This is a genomic window from Actinosynnema sp. NPDC020468 (genome assembly GCF_040642015.1).
Lineage (GTDB): Bacteria > Actinomycetota > Actinomycetes > Mycobacteriales > Pseudonocardiaceae > Actinosynnema.
This window is the reverse complement of record NZ_JBFAEO010000020.1, coordinates 35,603-53,685: the sequence shown is the minus strand read 5'-3', so window position 1 is coordinate 53,685 and position 18,083 is coordinate 35,603. Positions and strand designations below refer to the sequence as shown.

The 18,083-nt window shown below is 72.5% G+C and carries 16 protein-coding genes and 1 pseudogene; 7 read left to right on the top strand and 10 right to left on the bottom strand.

Annotated elements, in window-relative coordinates; translation table 11 throughout:
* Window positions 1-303 precede the first annotated feature (303 nt).
* Window positions 304-1,527 carry an ATP-grasp domain-containing protein gene (locus tag AB0G50_RS16520; RefSeq protein WP_360108457.1) on the top strand — a complete coding sequence of 408 codons (1,224 nt, stop codon included), beginning with the start codon at window positions 304-306 and terminating at the stop codon, window positions 1,525-1,527.
* A complete protein-coding gene (locus AB0G50_RS16515; protein ID WP_360108454.1) occupies window positions 1,524-2,738 on the top strand; it encodes an MFS transporter in 1,215 nt (404 codons plus the stop codon). Before AB0G50_RS16520 ends, AB0G50_RS16515 begins: the two co-directional genes overlap by 4 nt.
* A 105-nt stretch (window positions 2,739-2,843) precedes the next feature.
* On the opposite strand, the pseudogene AB0G50_RS16510 reads toward AB0G50_RS16515, so the two are convergent.
* The 5 genes and pseudogenes from AB0G50_RS16510 to AB0G50_RS16490 all read right to left on the bottom strand — a co-directional run.
* Window positions 2,844-2,999: pseudogene (locus AB0G50_RS16510) on the bottom strand (ATP-binding protein); the annotation flags it as partial.
* Between the two features lie 239 nt (window positions 3,000-3,238).
* Entirely contained in the window at window positions 3,239-3,475 is a 237-nt protein-coding gene (locus AB0G50_RS16505; RefSeq protein WP_360108451.1) for a phage holin family protein, read from the bottom strand.
* A gap of 96 nt (window positions 3,476-3,571) precedes the next feature.
* Entirely contained in the window at window positions 3,572-5,095 is a 1,524-nt protein-coding gene (locus tag AB0G50_RS16500) for an ABC transporter ATP-binding protein (protein WP_360108448.1), read from the bottom strand.
* Window positions 5,092-7,752, bottom strand: coding sequence for a class III lanthionine synthetase LanKC (lanKC, locus tag AB0G50_RS16495; RefSeq protein WP_360108445.1), 2,661 nt, complete (start codon window positions 7,750-7,752; stop codon window positions 5,092-5,094). The genes AB0G50_RS16500 and lanKC overlap by 4 nt, the downstream gene beginning before the upstream one ends.
* A gap of 103 nt (window positions 7,753-7,855) precedes the next feature.
* Window positions 7,856-7,981 (bottom strand): class III lanthipeptide, encoded by a 126-nt coding sequence (locus tag AB0G50_RS16490; protein WP_360108442.1) that lies wholly within the window; start codon window positions 7,979-7,981, stop codon window positions 7,856-7,858.
* A 256-nt stretch (window positions 7,982-8,237) separates the two neighbouring features.
* On the opposite strand from AB0G50_RS16490, the gene AB0G50_RS16485 reads away from it, so the two are divergent.
* Window positions 8,238-11,051, top strand: coding sequence for a BTAD domain-containing putative transcriptional regulator (locus tag AB0G50_RS16485; RefSeq protein ID WP_360108439.1), 2,814 nt, complete (start codon window positions 8,238-8,240; stop codon window positions 11,049-11,051).
* A gap of 137 nt (window positions 11,052-11,188) precedes the next feature.
* On the opposite strand, the gene AB0G50_RS16480 is transcribed toward AB0G50_RS16485, so the two are convergent.
* Window positions 11,189-11,911: a DUF4328 domain-containing protein gene (locus AB0G50_RS16480; protein ID WP_360108436.1), complete on the bottom strand. Its 723-nt coding sequence runs from the start codon at window positions 11,909-11,911 to the stop codon at window positions 11,189-11,191.
* A gap of 141 nt (window positions 11,912-12,052) precedes the next feature.
* On the opposite strand from AB0G50_RS16480, the gene AB0G50_RS16475 reads away from it, so the two are divergent.
* From AB0G50_RS16475 to AB0G50_RS16460, 4 genes are all read left to right on the top strand, one after another.
* Window positions 12,053-12,544, top strand: a complete 492-nt coding sequence (locus AB0G50_RS16475) for a MarR family transcriptional regulator (RefSeq protein ID WP_360108433.1) — start codon at window positions 12,053-12,055, stop codon at window positions 12,542-12,544.
* An 11-nt stretch (window positions 12,545-12,555) separates the two neighbouring features.
* Window positions 12,556-13,737 carry an FAD-dependent monooxygenase gene (locus AB0G50_RS16470; RefSeq protein ID WP_360108430.1) on the top strand — a complete coding sequence of 394 codons (1,182 nt, stop codon included), beginning with the start codon at window positions 12,556-12,558 and terminating at the stop codon, window positions 13,735-13,737.
* A gap of 67 nt (window positions 13,738-13,804) precedes the next feature.
* Window positions 13,805-14,410, top strand: coding sequence for a disulfide bond formation protein DsbA (locus AB0G50_RS16465; RefSeq protein ID WP_360108427.1), 606 nt, complete (start codon window positions 13,805-13,807; stop codon window positions 14,408-14,410).
* Between the two features lie 43 nt (window positions 14,411-14,453).
* Window positions 14,454-15,188 (top strand): SGNH/GDSL hydrolase family protein, encoded by a 735-nt coding sequence (locus AB0G50_RS16460; RefSeq protein WP_360108424.1) that lies wholly within the window; start codon window positions 14,454-14,456, stop codon window positions 15,186-15,188.
* 7 nt (window positions 15,189-15,195) lie between these two features.
* On the opposite strand, the gene AB0G50_RS16455 is transcribed toward AB0G50_RS16460, so the two are convergent.
* The 4 genes from AB0G50_RS16455 to AB0G50_RS16440 all read right to left on the bottom strand — a co-directional run bounded on the left by AB0G50_RS16455 (window position 15,196) and on the right by AB0G50_RS16440 (window position 18,078).
* A complete protein-coding gene (locus tag AB0G50_RS16455; RefSeq protein ID WP_360108421.1) occupies window positions 15,196-15,564 on the bottom strand; it encodes a VOC family protein in 369 nt (122 codons plus the stop codon).
* A 62-nt stretch (window positions 15,565-15,626) separates the two neighbouring features.
* Complete coding sequence (locus AB0G50_RS16450; protein WP_360108418.1) at window positions 15,627-16,208, bottom strand: helix-turn-helix domain-containing protein; 582 nt, start codon at window positions 16,206-16,208, stop codon at window positions 15,627-15,629.
* A gap of 62 nt (window positions 16,209-16,270) precedes the next feature.
* Window positions 16,271-17,602, bottom strand: coding sequence for an MFS transporter (locus tag AB0G50_RS16445; protein ID WP_360108415.1), 1,332 nt, complete (start codon window positions 17,600-17,602; stop codon window positions 16,271-16,273).
* A gap of 107 nt (window positions 17,603-17,709) precedes the next feature.
* A complete protein-coding gene (locus AB0G50_RS16440) occupies window positions 17,710-18,078 on the bottom strand; it encodes a nuclear transport factor 2 family protein (protein WP_360108412.1) in 369 nt (122 codons plus the stop codon).
* Window positions 18,079-18,083 lie beyond the last annotated feature (5 nt).

The following is an 18,083-nucleotide window of genomic DNA, read 5'->3' as shown; positions in this document are numbered from 1 at the left end:
GACGCCGCTCACGAAGACGATTCGTGGCGGAATTGAGTTCGACGGTGTCGACAACCGTGGCGACAGCCGGACTCGTGTGGTTGACTTTGAATCCATCCCCCAGGTGGACCCCACGTTAACAGCACCGATACAGAACTCAATTCACTGTGACACAGTTCACAATCGAGCAATCTTCATAAGTCGCGGGACTCCGGGGCCGATCTGGTGATAGACAGATGGGTAAGACTGGAATGACGCACATCGGCGTGGAATAACCAGGCGGATCGACTGGTGTATCACGCGCCAATGAATTGGGAGCCACCGATGACCCGTCCCCTGCTGCTGGTGATCTCGACCGGTCCTCGCCGGTTCCGCGAGTACCTGTTCGAGTCGATGAGCACGCGTTACCGCATCCACCTCCTCAACACCGTCGAGCCGACCTGGGAGAAGGCCTACCTGGACGGCGCCACGGTCGTGCCGAGCACCGACGTCGACGTGCTGCTGGAGGCGGCCCGCGCGGTCGCCGCCACGACGCCGGTCGACGGGGTGATGAGCTGGGACGAGGCCCGCATCCACCAGGCCGCCGTCGTCGCCCGCGACCTGGGCCTGCCCACGACCGACCCGGAGGCGGTGTGGCGCTGCCGCGACAAGCACGCCACCCGGACCGCGCTGGCGGGCGCGAACGTGCCGCAGCCCCGGTTCGCCCTGGTGGGAACGGTTGACAAGGCCCTCGCCGCGGCGGCCGAGATCGGTTACCCGGTCGTGGTCAAGCCCCGGGCGGCCGCCGCGAGCTACGGCGTGATCCTCGTGCGCACGCCCGAGGAGTTGGCGACCCACTTCGCCTTCTCCGCCGAGGCGACCGTGCCGCACGCGCCCACCTACGACGAGTCCGTGCTCGTGGAGGAGTACCTGGACGCGCCCGAGATCAGCATCGACTCGGTGGTGGTCGAGGGGCGGGCACAGGCGCTGTTCGTCGCCCGGAAGCAACTCGCCTACGCCCCGTACTTCGAAGAGGTGGGCCACGTGGTGACCCATCACGACCCGTTGTTGCGCGACCCCGAAGTGGCCCGGCTCCTCCAGGACACGCACTCCGCACTCGGATTCACCGACGGGTGGACGCACGCCGAGTTCAAAGTTACCCCGAACGGCCTCAAGGTAATCGAGGTCAACGGCCGGCTCGGCGGCGACCTGATTCCATATCTTGGGATGAGGGCGTCCGGCATCGATCCGGGGCTGATCGCGGCGGCGGTGGCGTGCGGCACCCGACCGGAAATCGCGGTCGACCGGGAACTGGTCGGCTCGGTGCGGTTCTTCTACGTGGAGGAGGATTCCACGGTGATCGACGTCGTGGAGTTCGACCGCGCGGCGCTGCCCGCGCACATCGATTCCGCCGTGGTGCTGGCCGTTCCCGGTTCGGTCGTGTCGCCACCGCCGAAGGGCATCAACTCCGGGCGGATCGCGTTCGCCACCGCGGTCGCGCCCGGCGAACCGGAGTGCGCGGCGGCACTCGACGCCGCCCGGGCCGCGCTCGTGGTGACGTCCCGGTGACCACCGGTACACCGGGAACCGACTCCGGAATCCTCGTCACCGTCCGCGAATCGCCATTCGCCGTCAAGGCGCTGCTCGCGGGCGTACTGGTGAACAAGCTCGGCGCATTCCTCCAGGTTTTCCTGGTCCTGTTCATGACGTCCCGCGAGTTCAGCGACGTGCAGGGCGGCACGGCGCTCGGCGTCTACGGCGCGGGTTCGGTGCTGGGCGTCCTGCTCGGCGGCACGTTCGCCGATCGCATCGGCCCGCGACTCACCATCGTCCACGGGATGACGGGCACCGCGGTGCTCCTGCTGGGCGTGTTGTACGTGCACGTCTACTGGGCGTTGCTGGTCGCGGTGTTCGCGGTCGGGGTGATCAGCCAGCTCTACCGGCCCGCCGCCGCCGTGCTGCTGGCGGAACTGACTCCGGAGCACCGGCAGGTCATGGTGTTCGCGCTGTACCGGCTCGCCCTGAACCTGGGCACCACCGGCGCCCCCGTCGTCGGCGCGCTGCTGCTGACCGTGTCCTACGACGTGCTGTTCTGGGGCGAGGCGCTGGCGTCGCTCGCCTACGCCGGGATCGCCCTGCTCGCCCTGCCGCGCGGGGTCTCCGCGACCGCGACACCGGTGGAGGGCCGGTCCGGCGGGTACGCCGCGGTGCTGGCCGACCGGCGGTTCGCCGCCTACCTGGTCGCGATGCTGATCAACTCCGCCGTGTACGTGCAGTACCTCGGCACGCTGCCGCTCGCGATGCGCGACGCGGGGCTGGAGGTGTTCTGGTACGGCGTGGTGGTCGCGGTCAACGGCGCGGTGGTCATCTGCTTCGAACTGCTGATGACGAAGGTCGTGCAACGCTGGCCGATGCGGGTCGTGCTGGGTGTCGGCTTCACCCTGCTCGGCGGCGGCCTCGCCCTGTACGCGCTGCCCGGCGGGCTGGCGGTGTTCGTGATCGGCACCCTGATGTGGTCGCTCGCCGAGATCATCGAGGGACCGACGATGTTCGCCTACCCCGCGCAGGCGGGCCCGGAGCACCTGCGCGGCCGGTACCTCGGCTCGGCGCACGCGATGTTCGGTGTCGGCGCCGCGCTGGGCCCGGTGGTCGGCGTCGCGCTGTGGGTGCGATTGGGTCCGACGTCGTGGCTGGTGTTCGGCGCCGCGTCGGTACTGGCCCTGATCCCCGCCTTCTACGGCGTGCGCCCCGCCCGCGCGGCGCCCTCCGGCGGCAACTGATCCGGAGCACGGCCGGCGGGTCCTCCGGCCGTGCTCCGAACACCTTCCGCGCGCTGCGGTCCGTGCCGTCGCGAGCGACCCGTTCTCCGCCTACTTGGCGCCAGGTCAGGTCGGCTGCACGGCAAGAGGTTCGGGTGTGATCGGCGCCGCGGCGCGCGGGAGGGTGAATCGGATGGTGGTGCGCCGCTCCGCGGTGGTGTCGAGCCAGATCCGGCCGCCGTGGAACTCCACGATCTTGCGGCACCGGGCCAGGCCGATGCCGTTGTCCGCCACGGCGGCGATGTCGCCGCGCACCTGCTCGTGGCGGCGCGTCCCGTCCTCGTGGGGCTGTCCCGCGACGACCACGCGCCCGACCCCACCGGCGCACCGGATCGCCCGGTCGACCCCGGCATCGCCAACGCCCTCCCACCGACCGCACCGCACCCGGCAGCCGCCGGGCCGCCGGAGTGGAGCGCGGTGGGGCGCGGCCGGTCCCGTGCCCGACGACGGGAGTCCGCCGGTCACGACACCGCCAGCACCCCCGCGATCAGGTAACCGCCCGCCGCCACGACCACCACGGCCGACCACATCGGCATCGCGGTGGCCAGCAGCAGGATCAGCCCGGCCACCGCGGTCGCGACCGCGAACCAGCCGAGCGGGCCGACGGCGCCGAGCAACCCGGTGCCCGGGTCGTCGTCCGACGTGGCACGTCGGACCCCGCCGACCCGGTCCGGCACGGCGGTCGGTGCTTCGCCCACGACCTCACCCCATTCTGTCCGGGCGAGTGGTACCCACAACCCGACCGGCACACACGCGCGATTCCGGCCGGGCGGATCGGTCGGGGAGAACGCCGATCAGGCGGTGGGCACGGCCGCGGTTCCCGACAGGGTCACGACCCGGTCGAAGTGGCCGTCCAGGTTCTCGTCGCCGTGGTGCACGACGAGCAGGCCGCGACCGCGGGTGCGCTCGGTCAACGTCCGGAGCACGAGGTCGCGGCCACGCTCGTCCAGGTTCGCGAACGGCTCGTCGGCCAGGTACAGGTCGGCGTCCTCGGCGAGGAGCGCGGCGATCCCGACCCGTTGCCGCTGGCCGGACGACAGCTCCGAGGGCAGGTGGTCCACCAGGTCGCCCAGTTCGAGGGTCGCGCGCAACCCTTCGTCGGCGACCAGTTCGCGCACCGGCAACGGGGGCAGGTGCACCGGGGCGGTCAGGCTCGCCACGCGCCGCGGCACGGTGACCAGACCGGCGTCGGGTGCCAGGGTTCCGGAGAGGACGTGCAGGAGGGTCGTCTTGCCGCAGCCGTTGGGGCCCCGCAGCAGCACGTGCCGGCCGGCGTCCAAGGCGAAGTCCTCGAGGGACACCGTGGCCCCGTCGTACCCGACCTGGGCGCCCCGCACCAGCACCGCGGGCCCCTCGTCCTGGTACCGCGTCGCGTCGGAGCCGTGCAGCGCGGCGATGCGCCTGAGCACGGCCGAGCTCCGGCGGGCCTCCGGGATCGTGGAGACGAGGTCGAAGATGCCGTTCACCGCGCGCCACAACGAGTTCACGAACGCGAGGAAGCTGCCGAACGACATCGTGCCCGCGAACACGAAGTACGCCCCGATGATCATCGACGTCGTGTTCGACAGGTTCATCACGAGGTCGCTGAGCGTGTTCTGCCGGCGGGCGAGCCGGTAGTTGACGAAGGTGATGCCGAGGAACCCCCGCAGCGCCTCCTCGTTGGCCGCGCGCGCCCGGGGCAGCAGGGACCGCAGACCGCGCAGCGCGTGGAACGACTCGAGCGTCCGGGTGAGCGTGTTGACGTAGCGCGCCTCGGCCTCGCGCTCGGGTTCGGTGTTGTCCTCGATCCGCTTGGCCAGGCGGTTGCTGGCGAACACCAGCGGCGGCACGATGACCAGCAGGACGAGGGCGGCCTGCCACGACAGGTACAGCAGCACGCCGACGAAAACCGTGGACGCGACCGCGTTGCACGCGATGCGGATGCACAGGGCGATGGCCGGCAGCACGCCCTCGCGGACGTCGTTGTGCACCCGGCTGACGTAGGACGCGTTCCCGACCTCCGACACCCGGCGCGCGTCCAGGTCGAGCGTGCGGTCCAGCAGTCGCATCTCCAGCCACAGCACGAGCGCGTTCTCGAACCGCTTGCGCCGGCAGGCGATCCGGTACCCGGCGAGGTTGAGGCTGACGCCGACCAGCAGGTAGACGACGCCGAGGAGGAGGAACCGGCGGAAGTTCCCGGCCAGGATCGCTTGGTCGAACAACGCCTTGAGCAGCAGGGGGTGCACGAGGGCCTCGACACCGGACACGACCGCCTCCGCGGCGGTGATCGTCACGAACCCGGTCCGCCGCCCCCGCAGGACGCGCCACAACTCCTTCACCACGTCACCTCGTCGAGCAGGAAGTCTGCGGTGCCACCGTGGTTGGCGCGGCGCAACACCCGCAGCACACCGGCCGCGCCGGTGAAGTAGTCGCAGGCGCAGCGCAGCAGGCCCTCACCCGGCACGGCGAGAGGTGCCGGGCCGTCCGGGCGCGCCAACCCGAACCGCTCGGCGGGCTCGAACAGGAACACCTCGCGGACGAACTCCAACTGCCGCAACGCGGTCGCCCGGTACGAGGCGTCACCGGTGATCTCGGCCGCGTCGAGCAGCGTGTCCGCGACCCCGCTGAGGCCGTACCCGTACCCCGCCAGCACCGAGCACCCGACGTCCAACCCGCGCAGGATCGCGTGCGCCGGCTCGAGATCGCCGTACCGCAGCAGCACTTTCGCGACTCCCGCGGAGCCCACCTCGACGTAGGGTTCGAGGGTGTTCTCGTGCCGGAACATGACCAGGTCGCCGTCGAGGGGCACGACGTTGGTCAGCTCCCAGGCCAGCGCGCGGCGCCCGAGCCGCAGGTACGACTCGTCGCCGGTGACCTGGTGCAGCCGCAGCAGGAACATCGCGACACCGGCCTGGCCGAAGCCCAACCCGGTCAACGGCTCGTCGGTCGCGAAGTCGTTGAGCCAGTAGGTGTGCTCCCCCTCGTGCCGCGCGGTGTCGCACAGCACGCGCGCGCACTCCCGCGCGGCGGCGAGGTGGCCCGGGTCGCGATCGCGGAGGTGGAAGTGCAGGTTCGTCATGCCCAGCCCGGAGAGGCCGTAGTAGTACGTGTGGTCGCCGACCTCCGGGCCGCGCAGGTTGGCCTGCGCCAACAACTCCCGGGCCTCGGCGCGCAGGCCGAGCGCGTCGGCGGCCCAGGCGATCCCGGCCAGGCCGTTCATCAGGCCGTCCGGGTACTCGGTCGCGTCGAGGTCGACCACCCGGTCCCGCAACCACACCGACCACTCGGGTTCGAGGGGCACGCCGGAGGCGTTCAGCGCCCAGAGCACGCCGCTCGCGCCGAAGCCCAGGCTCAGCGGGTTGGTGACGTGCGCGAACGGGTCGACGGGGAACAGCGTGGCGCGGGAGGTGTCGGCGGTGGCCAGGACGAACGCGGCCACCCCGGCCTCCGCCTGCTCGATCCGCCGGGGGTCGACCGGTCGCGGTGGTACGGCCTCGACCTGGCCCACGAAGTCCTGGTCGAGGTGGTCGAGCAGCTCGGTGAGCGTGATCCGCGCGTGCGCCAGGTCCAGGACCAGCTCGTGCACCCGGACGGGCCAGCCGAGGCCGTCCACGACGAACCGCCGGTAGAGGTCGAGGACGTTCTCGCGCAGGTACGACATCGCCGCGATCGGGAACACGAAGTACGCCATGACGAGCGCCAGGCTGTACAGGTCGCCCTCCGGTTCCGGCTCCACGAAGCCGTTCCTGGAGTGGCTGAAGCCCGGCGTGAACAGCTCGACCGGGCTGGTGTCGCCGGCCTCGGCGTCGACCGAGCGGCACGCCTCCAGGTCCACGATCGCGACCTCGAAGGTGTCGGGGTCCACGAGCACGTTCGCGGCGCTGAGGTCACCGAGCACCACGCCGCGGTCGTGTGCGGCCCGGACCGCACCCGCCAGGCCGCGGAAGACGGTGAGGAAGATCCGCAGGAACTCCCGCGACCTGTCGACGTCGAACCCCGGTCGGGCCAACGGGTTGTGGACGAGCAGCACCGAGCGGATGTCGACCTTGTCGAGGAACTCCTCGGCGATGAAGTGGTGCTCCCAGTGCCGGAACCGGGCGATCGGCGCCGGGAACGCGCCGGTGTCGGCCAGCCGGTTCAGGAACGCCCACTCGCGGTCGAGGACGTCCACCGCGTCGTAGCCCAGGCGCGGGTTCGCGTTGGTGTGCGGGCGCGCCTCCTTGAGCACCACGAGGCGGTCGCCGTCCGCCGTGTCCTGCGCCCGGTACACGCCGCCGCTGTTGGAGAACTGCAACGCCGCGGTCACCCGGAACCGGCCGCCCAGCAGCTCCTCCTCGTCGGTGTCGTCCTCGGGCTTCCAGTCGGTGAACGGCCACGGCACCCACCACGGCTGGACGAACCGGGCCGTCCGCTGGTCGGCGACCGGCCCGTCCGGACCGGTGATGTGCGGCACCCGCCTGCCCATGACGTCGAGGGAGTGGGTGTCGAGGAACTGGCCGTACCGGAAGTAGAGCGCCTTGCAGTCCCGGTACCGCAGGTCCGAGAGCACGTACGCGCCCTCCTCGGCCTCCAGGACGCGGGCCAGGTCGGCCAGGCACGCGCGGAACTCGTCGTCGTCGCGCGGGTAGACCGTGATGAACTTCCCGCCGCTGCCGCGGGAGGAGCTCTTGAGGTTGAGCAGCTCGAAGACGCTCGGGTCGAGGGCGATCTTGAAGTCGACGCCCCGCCCGGTGAGGTAGCCGATCACCGCGGCGGCGACGGTGCGCGCGTTGCGGTGGTTCGCCGACACGTGGATCTTCCAGCCCTGCGCGGGCAGGTCCGGGTTGTGCCGGTAGCTCCACCAGATGCCCCTGTGCTCGAACAACTCCCGCGTGCTCTCGTCCAGCGCCGCGAGGAAGTGGTCCGGACTCGGCCGGATGTACGCGTCGAGCGGGTCGAAGAAGAGGGTGTCCGCGCCGGCGAACAGGAATCGGTTGACCCAGCGTGCTTCGCGCATGTCTGTCTCCGGGTTCGGGTGGGAGGCCGCCGCCGGGCGCGACCGGTGAGGTCCGGCCGAACCCGTGCGGAGGCGCGTCGCGCCCCGCACGGGTCACCGAGGCCTACTTCGGATTCGGAGGTGGGGGCTCGTTCGAGCCGCAGCAGTGGTGGTTGCTGCTGGTGATGCTGAGCGAGTCCGCGGATCCCGTGAACGTCGGCTCGAGCGTCTGCAACTTCAGGATGCTCATCTGGTTCACCTCCTCGATGACCGGTCGGGTGGAACGGCGTCAGCGTGCCAACCGCGACGTTCGTGCCGCTTCGCCACCTCTTGAGTGGCCTGGTCACCACCCGTGGCGGGGCGCGGCGCGGACCCGCGGCGGCCCGTACCCCTACGCCGCAGGGCGTCATGCGCGTGGTCCGAACGCGGGCAGTGCCCTGGCAACGCTTGAACGCGCTGGTCGGAGCGGGTCATCATGCCTCCCTGCAACTCTGGGGGTAATTCGGATGACGGTGCAGTTCCGCCTGCTCGGTGATGTCGAGGCCTACGCGCACGGTCGGCAGATCGCGATCGGTTACGCCCAACTGCGCTGCGTGCTGGCGGCGCTCCTGGTCGAGGCCAACCACGCGGTGCCGGTCGACCAACTCGTGGACCGGGTGTGGGGAGACCGTCGGCTGCCGCGCAACCCGCGTGCCGCGGTCCAGCACAGCATCACCCTGCTGCGCGGCGCCCTGGCGCCGGCCGAGGGCGTGACGATCACCTGGAAGCCGACCGGGTACCTGCTCACCGTCGCGCCCGACATGGTGGATCTGCACCGGTTTCGACAGCTGGTCGAGGACGGTCGCGCCGCCGAGGACGACACGCAGGCCGCCGCGTTGTTCGAGCAGGCGCTCAAGTTGTGGTGCGGTGAGCCGTTCGCCGGGTTGACCACGCCCTGGCTCGAGTCCTCGCGCGCCACGCTGACCCGGCACCGCGACGCGGTCCGCCTGGACCTCACCGACGTCCGACTCCGGCGCGGGCTGCACGCCGTGCTGCTGCCCGACCTGTCGGCGTGGGCGGAGAAGAACCCGCTGGACGAGCGCTTGGCGTGCCAGCTCATGCTCGCCCTGTACCGCAGCGGTCGCCCGGCCGAGGCGCTCGACCACTACCGGCGGACGCGCTTCCGGCTGGCCGACGAACTCGGCACCGACCCCAGCGCGCCGCTGCGCCGGCTGCACGAGCAGATCCTGGCGGCCGACCCGGCGCTCACCGCGCCCACGGTGCGGTTCGGGGCGCGGACCACCGTGGTGCCGCACCAGTTGCCGGCACCGCCCCGCAGGTTCACCGGCCGCACCCGGGAGTTGGCCGACCTCGACGCGCTGCCGGCGCCGGAGGACGCCCAGGACGTCGTGGTCTCGGTGATCGGCGGCATCGGCGGGATAGGGAAGACGTGGTTGGCGCTGCACTGGGCGCACCGGCACCTCGACCGGTTCCCCGACGGCCAGTTGTACGTCAACCTGCGCGGCTTCGACCCCGCCGGGCAACCGGTGTCCGCCGCGTCGGCGGTCCGCGGCGTCCTCGACGCCCTCGGTGTCGCGCCCGCCGCCGTGCCGCTCGACCCGGACGCGCAGGTCGGGTTGTACCGCAGCCTGGTCGCGGGCAAGCGGATGCTGCTATTCCTGGACAACGCCGCCGACAGCGCGCAGGTGGCCCCGCTGCTGCCCGGCGGCCCGACGTGCACCGTGCTGATCACCAGCCGCCGGCACCTCAGCGGCTTGATCGCCGCGCACGGCGCGCGGTCGCTGAACCTGGGCCGGCTGACCGACGACGAGGCGCACCGGCTGCTGGTCCTGCACCTCGGCGAGCACCGGCAGGCCGCCGAACCCGGTGTGGCGACCCGGTTGCTGACCTGCTGCGCGGGGTTGCCGCTGGCGATCAGCATCGTGGCCGCCCGCGCCACCCTGAACCCGGACTTCTCGCTGTCCGTGCTGGCCGACGAGCTGCGCGACCAGTCCGGCGTGCTGGACGCCCTGGACACCGGCGACGACCTGGTGAGCCTGCGGACCGTGTTCTCGTGGTCCTACCGGGCCCTGTCCCCCGAGGCCGCCGCCGTGTTCGGCGCCTTGGGACTGGCGCCGGGCACGGACATCGGCCTACCCGCCATCGCGAGCCTGACCGCGCTGCCCACCGCGCACGTCCGCGCCTGCCTGCGCGAACTCGAGCAGGCGCACCTGGTCGACCAGCACGCACCGGGTCGCTACCGGATGCACGACCTCGTCCGGCTGTACGCGGGCGAGCGGGCCCGCCACGGCAGGTCGACGGCGGCCGAGACCGCGGCGCTGCGGCGGCTGGTCGACTTCTACGTGCACACCGCGTTCGCCGCCGAGCGGGTGCTGGACTCGCACCGCGAGCCGATCGGGATCGGCACGCCCGCCGCGGGCTGCGTCCCGTGCGGGTTCGAGGACGACACCGCCGCGATGGCGTGGCTGACCGCGGAGTTCCCGAACCTGCTCGCCGCGCAGAAGCTGGCCGCCGAGCGCGACCTGCACGCCGCGGTCTGGCGCCTGGCCTGGGCGCTGGACACGTTCTTCCGAAGACGGGGCAAGTACCACGACGCCGTCACCGCGTGGCGGGCGGGCGTGGCCTCCGCCGAGCGGTCGCGCGACAGCTCCGACCACACCCTGGCCCGCCGACGGCTCGGCGACGCCTGCGCCGGGATGGGACTGCACTCCGAGGCGCAGTGGCACCTCCACCAGGCCCTCGAGGTCAGCGAGCAGACCGGCGACGTACCCGGACAGGCCCACGCCCACTACCTCCTCGCCTGCCTCTGGGAGGCACAGGGCGACGACCGGCGGGCGTTGGAGCACGCGACGCCCGCGCTACGGCTGTTCCAGGGTCTCGACATGCCGGTGCTGGAGGGCTGGGCGCACACCCAGGTGGGGTGGCACCAGGCCCACACCGGGCTCTACCGGAAGGCGCGCGCCCACTGCGAAGCCGCCTTGTCCCTGGCGCACCGCCACCGCGACCGCGAACTGCTCGCGACCACGTTGGACAGCCTGGGCTACCTCGCCCACAACACCGGCAGGCGGTCCCAGGCGCTCGACTACTACCGGCAGGCGCTCGACCTGCTCCGCGAGCTCAGCCACGCCTACCACGAGGCCGACACGCTCGAACGCCTCGGGCACACGCACCACGCGCTGGGGCACCACGACATGGCGCACGCGACGTGGCACGAGGCCCACGGGCTGTACGAGGCGCAGCAGCGCGTCGACGACGCCGACCGCGTCCGGCGCCGGTTGCGCTCCCTCCACCGGGAACGCCGCGCGACCACCGGCAGCTGAACCCGGGCGCACGGCGCGGCCGGGTGTCGGCCGGCGTGTGCGACTCGCGCGTGGTGGGTGAGCACGAAGCCCGGCGCCCGGACGGCGGCAGGTACTCCGCCGACGGCGTCCTCGCGGAGCTCGGCGGAGCACCCCGGTCAGTCGGTCGGGCGGGACCACCTCGGGTCCTCGGTCGGGGCGTTCACGACGTTCGGGCGGGCGGGTTCCACCGGCCCGAAGGACATCGGGGGCGGCGGCAGCGGCACGTCGTGCGGCGGGACGAAGCCCGGCGTCGACTGCCAGTCGCCGACCCGCCGCACCACGATCGTCGCGAACGCCGCGGCGCCGACCGAGAGCAGCGCCACCGCGTCCAGCGCCCACGCGGAGGCGGCCAGGTCGGCCTGGGTGCCGGCGCGGAGGAACAGCCGGGACGCCACGCGGTCCGCGATCAGGTAGCCGAGGAACAGCGCCCACCACACGTCGACCTCGGTCTGCTTCGCGGGCGACGAGGCGGGCTTCGCGGCCGACCACGAGTCCAGCACCAGTCGACGCGGGATCCAGAAGTTCACGATCGGCAGCCAACCCCAGATCACCCACTGCTGGTGGTACCGGTGGGCGCCGGGCCGCGCGAGGTCCGAATTCGACCGCACCCGCCACGACCACACCACGAACACCACGCCGGTCGCGAAGAACAGCAGCGTCCGGACCAGGCCGAGCAGGGCGTTGAGCCCGAGCGTCGCGATCTCCTCGTCGCCCGCCGCCTCCTCGAGCGAGTGGCCGGCCATCACGTCGGCGAAGTGCCAGGCCCACCCGCCCGTCACCACGTCCGCCACCGTCGTCAACCACATCAGGACCACGAACGCGGTCCCCAGACCGCGCACCGAGCGAAACACCACTGACCCCCTGTTGGACATCCCCGACCCGGCGGGGACAGTACCCGTCCCGGGTGATCACCTTTCCCCCGAGCGACGACCGGCGCTCTTGCTAACTAAGTTGGTTACTTAACTGCTATAGTCGTCGGCATGACCTCTGGTGCGGGATTCACCCGCGACGGGCGGCGGGCCGACTCCCCCGGCGTCGGGAACGACGTCATGGAGCGACTTCAGGAGGTCGGCGCGCTGAGCCGGGTGATCGAGCAGGGCCTGGCCCGCGCGCTCGGCGTCAACGCGACCGACCTGGCCGCGATGGAGCACCTGGCCACCGACGGTCCGCTCACCGCGCGGGACCTCGCCGACCGGCTGCGCGTGTCGACGGCGGCGAGCACGCACGTGGTGGACCGCTTGGAGCGGGCGGGCCACGTGACGCGGCGGCCGCACGACACCGACCGGCGCAAGGTGCTCGTCGACCCGGCGGAGGAGTCGGTCGCCCGCACCTTCGAGCACCTGCGCCCGCTGCTGACCGGCGTCGAGGAGCTGGTCACCGCGCTCGAGCCGGCGCAGCGGGCCGTGGTCGAGCGCTTCCTCACCGGCGTGGTCGCGGTCTACGCGGCCACCGCCGACTCGCTTCCGACCTGACGGAGAACCCCTTGGCACCGCACGTCCTCGTCTCCGGCGCGAGCATCGCCGGGCCCGCGCTCGCGTTCTGGTTGCGCCGGAACGGTTTCACCACGACGGTCGTGGAGCGCGCACCCGCGTTGCGCCCCGGCGGGCAGACCGTCGACCTGCGCGGCGCGGGGTTGACCGTGGTCGAGCGGATGGGTCTGGCCGACGAAGCCCGGGCCCGGACCACCGGCGAACTCGGCGTCCGGTTCGTGGACCGGTCCGGTCGCACCAAGGCCGCGTTCGGCACGGACTCCTTGGAGGGCAAGGGTTTCGTGGTCGACGTCGAGCTGCTGCGCGGCGAGCTGGCCGGCCTGCTGCACGACCACACCAGCGCCGACACCGAGTACGTCTTCGGCGACGAGATCACCGCGGTCCGGGACGGGGACGGGCACGTCGACGTCGTGTTCCGGCACGGTCCCGACCGCCGCTTCGACCTGGTGGTGCTGGCCGACGGGCTGCGCTCGCGCACCAGGGGTCTGGTCTTCGGCGACCGCGCCCGGTACCGCGAGTTCGGCCTGTGCACGGCCTACTTCACCATCCCGTACGAGGAGTCCGACGAGCGCTGGGCCTGGTGGTACAACGCGCCGGGCGGTCGGACCGTCGTGCTGCGGCCGGACAACGTGGGCACCACGCGGGCCTCGTTGTCCTTCCGGGGCACCGGTCCGAGCACCGTCGAGGAGCAGAAGTCGTTCCTGCGCGGCCACTACGCGGACGCCGGCTGGCACACCCCGCGCGTGCTGGCGGGCCTGGACCGGTCACCGGACTTCTACTTCGAGTCGGTGGCCCAGGTCCGGGTGGACCGGTGGTCGGAGGGTCGGGTGGCGCTGCTCGGCGATGCGGCGCACTGCGCGTCCCCGTTGTCCGGCATGGGAACCAGCCTCGCGCTGGTCGGCGCGTACGTGCTGGCGGGCGAACTGGCCCGGCACGCCGACCACCGGGACGCGTTCGCCGCCTACGAGGCGACGATGCGGCCGTACGTGGCCAAGGCGCAGCGCGTGTCGTCGCTCGCGCCCCGACTCGCCGCGCCGTCGAGCGCGCTGGGCATCCGGGCGCTGCACGCCGCGCTGGGTCTCGCCTCCTCCCCCGTCGCGACCAGGCTCGCGAGCCGCTTCGCCAACCCGCCGGCGGACGCGATCGAGCTGCCGGAGTTCGCCGCCAGCCGGTGACTTGGCCCAAAAAGCAGCACTGAAACTGGCCCTGCGCATCGGGCCGATCGGGTTCTACCGTGGTGGCATGAGCACCAAGGTGGACTTCTACTTCGACCCGATCTGCCCGTTCGCCTGGATCACCTCCCGCTGGATCCTGGAGGTGGAGCGGCAGCGGGACCTGGACCTCACGTTCCGGGTGATGAGCCTGTCCGTCCTCAACGAGGGGCGCGCCGACCTGCCCGAGCGCTACCGGCGGCTGTTCGACGTCGGCTGGGGGCCGGTGCGGGTGTGCGTGGCGGCGGCGCGGGAGCACGGGCTGCCGGTGCTGCGCCGGCTCTACACCGCGCTCGGCACCCGGCTGCACAACCAGGACCGGCCGGTGACGGACGAGCTGATCCGGGAGGCACTGGCCGAGGCGGGGCTTCCCGAGGACCTGGCCTCCGCCGCCGCGACCACCGAGTACGACGAGGCGCTGCGCAGGAGTCACCACGAGGGCATGGACCCGGTGGGCGAGGAGGTCGGCACCCCGACGATCCACGTCGACGGCGTCGCGTTCTTCGGGCCGGTGCTGTCCTCGATCCCGCGCGGCGACGAGGCGTTGCGGGTGTTCGACGGCGTGCGACTGCTCGCGGGCAACCCGCACTTCTTCGAGCTCAAGCGCACTCGGACCGGGGACCTCGACTTCGACTGACCGTGTGGCAGGATCCGCGTCCGGACACGACGGAGGGGGTTCCATGCGGTACGCGGCCATCGGCGACAGCTTCACCGAGGGTGTCGGTGACGAGCTGCCGGACGGGTCGACGCGCGGGTGGGCGGACCTCGTCGCGACCGGGTTGGCCGCGAGCGGGCCGGTGTCCTACGCCAACCTCGCCGTGCGCGGCCGGTTGCTGGAGCCGATCGTCACCGAGCAGCTGGAGGCGGCGCTCGCGCTGGAGCCGACGATGATCACGTTCAACGGCGGCGGCAACGACATGATGCGACCCGGCGTCGACCCGGCGAAGCTGGTCGCGCTGACCGAGCACGCGGTGCGCCGGTGTGCCGAGGCCGGTGTCCGGCTGGTGCTGCTCAGCGGCGCGGACCCGTCGGTCGGGCTGCCGTTCGGCCGGGTGGTCCACCGCCGCGGCGGGGTGCTGACCGCGGCCGTCGCCGCCCTGCGCGAGCGGCACGACTTCACGTTCGTGGACGTGTTCAACGACGCCGAGATCCGCAGGCCCGCGTACTGGTCGCCGGACCGGCTGCACCTCGCCCCGCGCGGTCACCGCCGGGTCGCCTCGCTGGTGCTGTCCGCGCTGGGCCACCCGACCGAGGCCGAGGTGGTCGCGCCGGTGGCGGGCGAGGGCGTCCGGCGGTTCACCACCGAGGTCCGGTACTACCGCGAGCACGTGCTGCCGTGGTTGCACCGCCGGGTGCGCGGCCGCTCCTCGGGTGACGACCGGACCGGCAAGCACGTGGAGTGGACGACGCTCTGACCCGGGGTCAGCCCTGTTCCAGCACGGACAGCACGTTGCCTGCCGGGTCCTTGAACCACGCGATCAGCGGACCGCCGAGCCGGAACACACCCCGCTCGTCCACGCCCTCGTACCGCTCGAACGCGACGCCGGCCGCGGCCAGCCGGTCCACCGCGGCCTCGATCTCCGGCACCGGGAAGTTGAGGACGGTGAACTCGGCGGGCACGTGCGCGTCGCCCTTCGGGTAGACCAGCACCTCCTTGCCGGGCGCGAGGCGCAGGGTCAGCATCCCGTTGCGCTCCTCGACCTCGACGCCGAGCGTGCCGCCGTAGAACTCGCGCGCGGCGGCCACGTCGTCCACCGAGAACCCGCTGAACGCCTTGGCGGTGTCGAACACGGCTGCTCCGATCGTCGGGGTGCGCTGGCACACCCATCATCGGCCACGGCGGCGGTGCGCGCTCAGGCGGTCGTCACGCCGGTCAGGAACAGGTCGAGCAGTCGGGACGGGCCGGTGCGCGGGCCGCTGTTCTCGCGCACCCACGCGGCGGCGGAGATGACGTCGACCACGTCCCTCGGCTCGACGTCCGCGCGGACCCGACCCGCCGCCTGCGCGGTGCGCAGCAGGGTCTCGGCGCACTGCTCCATCGCCGCGCAGCCGGCGTGCCAGTAGCTCTGCTCGTCGTCGACGCTGCGGGTGAGCAGGGTGACCGCGCCGCGGTAGGTGCCGCAGTACTCGACCGCGCGGTGCAGCCAGTCGACCAGCGCGGGCAGTGGCGGCAGCGTGTCGGCGGCGTGCGCGCCCGCCTCCAGCAGCGCGGTCAGGCCGTCCCGCAGGCTCGCCTCGACCAGCGCCTCGCGGGTCGGGAAGTGGCCGTACAGCGTGCCGATCGCCACGCCCGCGCGCCGCGCGACCTCCTCGACGGACGCGCCGGTGCCCTCCGCCGCGAACGTCTCCCGCGCCACCTCGAGGATCGCGTCGTAGTTGCGCCTGCCGTCCGCGCGCACCGGACGGCGCGCCAGGCGTGGTCCGTTGTCGGGCACCGCGCTCCCCCACTCAAGTCGAACCGGACTCGGTTTCGAGTCGCCGTCGACCATCATACGGATCACGACCGGCGGAGTCCGGCGGCGGCCACCACGACACCGAGCAGCGCCACGCCCGCGCCCCAGGCGAAGGCCGCCCCGAACGGGTTGCCGCGCGCCGCGCCGAACGGGAGCAGCAGCACCGCGAGGCCGAGCAGGCTGCCCACGGTGAGCGCGGTCTGCGCGACACCGGCCGTGACACCGGCGTCCGAAGGCGGCGCCGAGGAGAGCGCCAACACGGTGAACGGCACCACGGCGAGCCCGACACCCAGTCCGATCACCACCAGCTGCGGCAGCACGCCGGTCGGGTAGCCGCCTTCCACCCGGCTCAACCAGGCCATCCCGACCGCGACCACCACCAGGCCGCCGACACCGCGCACGCCCGGCCGCACCCTCACCAGCGGCCCGAACCGCGCGGCCACCAGCAGCGCCACCGCGAACGGCAGCAGCGCGAACCCGGTGCCCAGCGGCCCGAAACCCAGGCCCGCGTGCAGGTACTGGGACAGGAAGAACAGGTACGGGCCGAGTACCGCGGCGAGCAGGAACAGGCACGCGAACGCGCCGAGCCGCACCCGGTCGGCGACCACCCGGGCGGGCAGCAGCGGGTCCGCGGCACGCCGGTCCAGCGGCACGAACAGCCCGAGCAGCAGCACGGCGACGACCAGCGGACCGATCGTCCACCCGGACGCCCACCCCGACTCGGCCGCGCGCACCAGCCCGTGCACGCCGGCGGCCAGGCCGAGCGCGGCGACCAGCGCGGGCAGCCCGACCGGTCGCGCGGTCCGCGTCTCCCCGGGCGGCAGCACGGTCCGGCCGACCAGCGCGAGCGCCGCCGCGACCGGGACGGTGACCAGGAAGCTCCACCGCCACCCGGCCGTCGAGGTCAGCACGCCGCCGAGCACCATGCCTGCGGCCGAGCCGAAGCCGGTCACCGCCGCGTAGACGCCGAACGCGCGCTGCGCCCGGTCGCCGGCGAACACCGAGGTCAGCAGTGCCAACCCGGCCGGTCCGGCGAGCGCGGCGGCGGCGCCCTGCGCGACCCGGGCGGCCAATAGGAAGCCGAACCCGGGCGCGAGACCGGCCGCCAGCGAGGCGACGGCGAGCAGCGCGACGCCGAGCAGGAACACCCTGCGGTGGCCGAGCACGTCGCCGAGCCGCCCGGCGGGCAGCAACAGGCCGCCGAACGCCAGCAGGAACCCGTTCACCAGCCACGACCCGGCCGGCACGCCGACGCCGAAGTGCGCTTGGACCTCCGGCAGCGCGACGGTGACCACCGTGGTGTCCAGCTGGAGCAGGAACTCCGCGCCGACGATCACCGGCAGCACGAGCGCCCCCGCGGTCCGCGTGTGCACCATGACCAACCCCCCATTAAGTCGAGTTCAACTCGAGATGCTGGAAGCTAGCACGAGTTGAACTCGACTTGATGGGTGATCCACTCCGCGGGATCGACGGAGGGTTCGCGCTACACCAGCGGTGCGAAGAAGAACGTGTCGCGGCGGGCGAAGCGGCCGTCGGCGGCGAACTCGAAGAAGTCCGCGAACCTCAGCGCCACCTCGGTGTCGTCGTGCAGGACGCCCGCGAACGAGCCGTGCACGGCCACCGCGCCGTCGTCCTCCACCACCTTCACGACGGTGTGCGCGCCCGAGCGGATCACCCGGGCACCGCCGTAGAACGCGGTCAGCTGCTCGTGGCCCGCGATCGGCTCGTAGCCGGGCCGGTGGTAGGTCGCGTCGGGCGCGAATAAGGCGACCAGGCCGGGCACGTCGCCCCGGTCCACGAGGTCGTAGTAGTGGCGCACGGTGGCGACGCGGTCGGTGTGGACGGCGGTCATGGCGG

Bases quoted from the DNA above. Each gene is read 5' to 3' on its own strand.
- AB0G50_RS16520 (WP_360108457.1), top strand. From the start codon at position 304: ATGACCCGTCCCCTGCTGCTGGTGATCTCGACCGGTCCTCGCCGGTTC.
- lanKC (WP_360108445.1), bottom strand. From the start codon at position 7,752: ATGCGCGAAGCACGCTGGGTCAACCGATTCCTGTTCGCCGGCGCGGAC.
- AB0G50_RS16490 (WP_360108442.1), bottom strand. From the start codon at position 7,981: ATGAGCATCCTGAAGTTGCAGACGCTCGAGCCGACGTTCACGGGATCC.
- AB0G50_RS16485 (WP_360108439.1), top strand. From the start codon at position 8,238: ATGACGGTGCAGTTCCGCCTGCTCGGTGATGTCGAGGCCTACGCGCAC.
- AB0G50_RS16475 (WP_360108433.1), top strand. From the start codon at position 12,053: ATGACCTCTGGTGCGGGATTCACCCGCGACGGGCGGCGGGCCGACTCC.
- AB0G50_RS16465 (WP_360108427.1), top strand. From the start codon at position 13,805: ATGAGCACCAAGGTGGACTTCTACTTCGACCCGATCTGCCCGTTCGCC.
- AB0G50_RS16460 (WP_360108424.1), top strand. From the start codon at position 14,454: ATGCGGTACGCGGCCATCGGCGACAGCTTCACCGAGGGTGTCGGTGAC.
- AB0G50_RS16445 (WP_360108415.1), bottom strand. From the start codon at position 17,602: ATGGTGCACACGCGGACCGCGGGGGCGCTCGTGCTGCCGGTGATCGTC.
- AB0G50_RS16440 (WP_360108412.1), bottom strand. From the start codon at position 18,078: ATGACCGCCGTCCACACCGACCGCGTCGCCACCGTGCGCCACTACTAC.